Below are 4,089 nucleotides of genomic sequence, written 5' to 3'. Positions count from 1 at the left end.
AGTTATTGCGATTGGTTGGGCGATGACGTAGTTTCTTTCGTCCAAACCACCTGGTCGTCCACCGCATAGAACTTGCAACCTTGGTGGCTCTTGCTGCAATTGGCCATGGCAACGGCAAGCGGGTCTTCTCCTAGTGAAGATCCAGCCCATGCGCCATCTGGTGCAACCACAAAGGCTTTGGGTTTTCGCCACGTCAGGTATCTCTCATAAGCTTGGCGGGCCGCATCGTTCATATAAGGTACGGCGGCCGCCTCCTTGAGCGGTGCAAAGTTTGTGGATGCCGGGGCCTGGGTCGGGCGAACCCATGCCACGTAGCCATCTACGGCATACACTTGGCACTTCTGTGATCGTTCCTCGCATGCTTTTATGGCTCGACCCAAGGGGTCAAAACCACCGTTGAAGGAAGCCGCCAACCCTTTGACAGAAAACACAAAAACTCTGGGCATGGGATCAGAAAGGAATTTTTGGTAGGTCTTGCGCGATTCATCTGTGAGATACGGTACGGCGTTCACATCATCTATAGCCGCAAAATTCGATGCGGTCGGAAAATCTTTGGGCAGGTATTCAGGATGCGTAACCTCACTCGGCAGCCCTACCTGTTTTAGAAATGCATCCACCTTGGGCGCCCAGATTTTCAGACCTTCCGGAAACCCAAGCAGGTTATGCGAATCGTCCATGAACTTGCCATAAGCCACCAACTCCGCTGGTCCACCGGCACGTGTATAGCGCTCAAACATGTCGTGCCATGTTGACTGCGAAAACACTGCGTCGTTATCGCCATAAAACCAAATAGATCGCGTTGTCGTGTTGGCTCCGTAGTATTCGGTCGCTTGTGCCAATGTCCACGATGTCCAACGGCAGCTGGAAATATTGGCACCGCCTGCAAAGTTGACCAACCCCTTCACTTTGGGGTGGTGAAGCGTGCCCAAGGCGAGCGTATTCCATCCGCCAAAGCTCTGTCCTGCCACAACAACATGCTGTCCATCAACATAGGGCTGCGCAGTCATGAAGTCAACGACTGCACTGATGTCCTTGGCATTGTCCAGGCCTACTGCTTTCTGGTTGCAGCCATCCAATGTCTGCTGACCTTCAGACCCAGCAAACCCCCGCATCATGGGCAAGGCCACGGCATAGCCTCGGGACAAGAAATAGTATGACGAGAAGCCAAACCGATAGCGCGGTTGATCTTCCCGCTTCTGCGTGCTGGACGCACCATGGTTCATTACCACCAGTGGAAAAGGCCCGTCGCCATCAGGTGTCAGCACCGTCACAACCAACTTGGCCGGACGCTGGGGATCACCTGGAACGCTAATGACGCGCTCGTTCATGGACGCAGGTGGCGAAATTTTGCTATCTTCGGCCGCTGAAGATAGCTTTTGACCGCAGAAGAAAACAGTCCATAACGCAGCCATGTAAAACAGCAATTTTCTGACAATGATCATGTTGTAGTACTTTTATTGTTGATTGCCTAAACATGGGCAAACGGTTAAGGCTGTCGCCATGCATCAATGCTGATCCAATTGAAGCAGGGGTAGCCGAATTGCGGCATGGCAGCTTGCATGGAGATGGTTGATCGTCCAAAAGTCGTATCTGCTATCGGCCATTCAAAATCTTTATGCCGAGCCTCAACTACCGCTGAGGTCTCTTCTGTCAAATTGAAGCCAACTGACTCTGGGTAAGGCCCACTTCTCAACACAATTTCACCGCCGCTCCAGCCTATTGCATTCAAATCCTTCCTTGCCGACAAAAACTGCATGCATTGCGGTGTCAGCCTGGGTCCAATCGTCATTACGGACGGGTCTGGTGGACTGGGATATTTCCATTCAAGAATCAACTGGGTACGGCGAGAACCCTCCCAAAGGGTTACTTTTTGTAGGCCGAGCTCAGTATCCGCCTTATGAAATTCGTGTGTGAGGTCAGTCGTTGGATGGGACCAACCTCGTTCCCACTCCGGATCATGCCAAGATCGGTTGAAGCGAATGCCCAATGCCTTCTCGACATCCTTTTTGCTGGTGTAGCCCTTGTTCTTTTGTAGCAGGGCCATGATGCGACTCCACAGCTCAGGAGCGGTATCGGGTGTAGCCATGGTTTTTTCTTTCGTGGATCCAGTGCCTGCACGGATGGCCGGTACGGAAGTTCCTGCTTGTACAGCCGCATGGCTACACACGATGGCGATCAATGATGCAATGGCCACCCAATAGCGGGCTCTTCGCTGGCTATGTTGGCGGGATAATTTTTTATACATAGTCAACTATGGAAAATCGTTGGTGCGGATGCAGCTTTGGCACTGGTGTAGACGCTCGCATCAATCAATGCCGTCGTCCGGATGCATGCGGTTTGTATTCAATATTTCTTGTTTGTAAAAAATGTAACAAAGCAATGTGAAGCAGCGGTAAAGGGCCCCCTCAATAAAAGTGGCGCAAGTCGGTTCGTCATCTAAATTGAGGATGCGCATTTGCCAACTACATTCCGCGCCGTTGAGATCTGAACCTGGGCACGCTGTCGCTACTCTGCGCATGGTCAATTGTTCCGCATCGATCTCCGCATTAGCCACGTCGACACTGCTGCTCCCTCCCGCGCCCGTGCTGGCCTCCATCTCCAGGCTGCGTGTAGCCTTAGCCACCAGCCAGTCGGTGCAATGGGTCTGCGGCTTTAAGCCTTGCACGTTCACCGTCTATTGCAGCGGCAACTGGGGCAAGCACCCAGTACCAGCGTTAGCTCGAAGGTGACTGCGCCGCGCTGGATCGCGTCACCATTCAGCAAGGGCAGTAGCCCGTGCGTCCGCTTTGCAGGCGTGGTTTTCCTTGAGTCGTTTACCCGGCTAACTTAGTTCGAGCACAGCGGCGGGTTTGGATTGGAATCAGTGGTGGCTTTGGATTGGAAAGGGTGGCCGACCTGGACTGGAATACGCAGTTTGCCCAAACAGCGCACGGTCGCCACCCTTGGCCGTCTCGATCAGTTGAACTCAGGGCTGGAGTCTGTCATCTCCGGTCTGCTGCGCGTCACAGGACGCGCGCCCTGCGCATTGCCTGAGGCACCCCACGTGAGTTTTGACGCGGCACGCGGCTTTGGGGACGTGTGGACGCTTACCGAGTTGTGGAACTCACTTGGGTTTGATCGCCTTCGCACCCTCTTTCGGCGCACCCGGCACACCATTGATGTCGAGGCGCTGCTGCGGGTGATGGTGTTCAACCGCTTGTGTGATCCTGACTCCAAACTGGGCGTGCTGCGTTGGCTGGAGACGGTCAGCTTGCCCGGCATAGATTCCAATGCTATCTCGCACCAGCATCTGCTGCGGGCGATGGATGCGCTGGTGGATCACCACGAAGAAGTCGAGCAAGTTCTCTGTGGTTTGCTGCGTCCTTTGGTCGACCAGGACATGGCTGTGGTGTTCTACGACATGACAACGATCCGTGCCGAGGGTTTGTCACAGCAGCCTGACGACGTGCGCAAGTTCGGCATGTCCAAGGAAGGTTTGGTTGCGCGCCAGGTGATGCTGGGTGTGGTGCAGACCGCCGACGGTTTGCCGCTACACCACGAGGTGTTTGACGGCAACACGGCCGAGGTGAGGACACTCAAGCCGACGATTGAGAAGATCATTCAGCGCTTCCCCGTCAAACGGGTGATTGCCGTGGCCGACCGTGGCTTGTTGTCCATCGACAACCTGCAGGAGCTGCAGGCCATCGCTTTGCCTGGCGGCGGCAAGCTCGAGTTCATCTTGGCCGTGCCGGGCCGGCGTTATGGTGAATTCGTCGAACTACTCAAGCCCCTGCAGGCCCAATGCACTGCTGCCAGCGCCGAGGATTTGGAGGTGTTGGGTGAGGCCCAGTGGAACCAATTGCGTCTGGTGGTGGCGCACGATCCTGAGGTGGCAACTGCCGCCGGTGCCAAGCGTGATGCGCTGATTCAGACCCTGGAGCAGCAAGCCGCGCAGTGGGCGGGCAAGCTAGACAGCCAGGATGCCGGTCGCCTCGCGCGGGGCCGCAAGCTCTCAGATGGCGGTGCACGGGCGCGCTTCTATCACGAGGTGTGCGAGGCGCATCTTTCTCGCATCGTGCGGGTGGATCTCAAGAGCGAATTGTTCACCTA

At 55.3% G+C, this 4,089-nt stretch carries 3 protein-coding genes and 1 pseudogene; 1 reads left to right on the top strand and 3 read right to left on the bottom strand.

Going from position 1 to position 4,089, the window contains the following annotated elements; all coding sequences use genetic code 11:
- Positions 1–2: 2 nt before the first annotated feature.
- Genes ABI213_RS22560 through ABI213_RS22550 form a run of 3 tightly spaced genes read right to left on the bottom strand, consistent with a single transcriptional unit; the run spans position 3 to position 2,671 of the window.
- Positions 3–1,442 (bottom strand): CocE/NonD family hydrolase, encoded by a 1,440-nt coding sequence (locus ABI213_RS22560; protein ID WP_348028746.1) that lies wholly within the window; start codon positions 1,440–1,442, stop codon positions 3–5.
- A 44-nt stretch (positions 1,443–1,486) separates the two neighbouring features.
- Positions 1,487–2,245, bottom strand: coding sequence for a hypothetical protein (locus ABI213_RS22555; protein WP_348028744.1), 759 nt, complete (start codon positions 2,243–2,245; stop codon positions 1,487–1,489).
- Between the two features lie 60 nt (positions 2,246–2,305).
- On the bottom strand, positions 2,306–2,671 hold the full coding sequence (locus ABI213_RS22550; protein ID WP_348028743.1) for a hypothetical protein: 366 nt from the start codon (positions 2,669–2,671) through the stop codon (positions 2,306–2,308).
- A gap of 249 nt (positions 2,672–2,920) precedes the next feature.
- Here ABI213_RS22550 and ABI213_RS22545 point away from each other — a divergent pair.
- Positions 2,921–4,089: pseudogene (locus ABI213_RS22545) on the top strand (IS1634 family transposase); the annotation flags it as partial.

The sequence above is a fragment of the Rhodoferax sp. genome, from assembly GCF_039922535.1.
Taxonomy (GTDB): Bacteria; Pseudomonadota; Gammaproteobacteria; order Burkholderiales; family Burkholderiaceae_C; genus Rhodoferax_B.
Note: the sequence above shows the minus strand (reverse complement) of the source record. Positions and strands in the feature narration are given on the sequence as shown.

Excerpts from the sequence above, each read along its gene's own strand:
- ABI213_RS22560 (WP_348028746.1), bottom strand. The coding sequence starts at position 1,442 with ATGATCATTGTCAGAAAATTGCTGTTTTACATGGCTGCGTTATGGACT.
- ABI213_RS22555 (WP_348028744.1), bottom strand. The coding sequence starts at position 2,245 with ATGTATAAAAAATTATCCCGCCAACATAGCCAGCGAAGAGCCCGCTAT.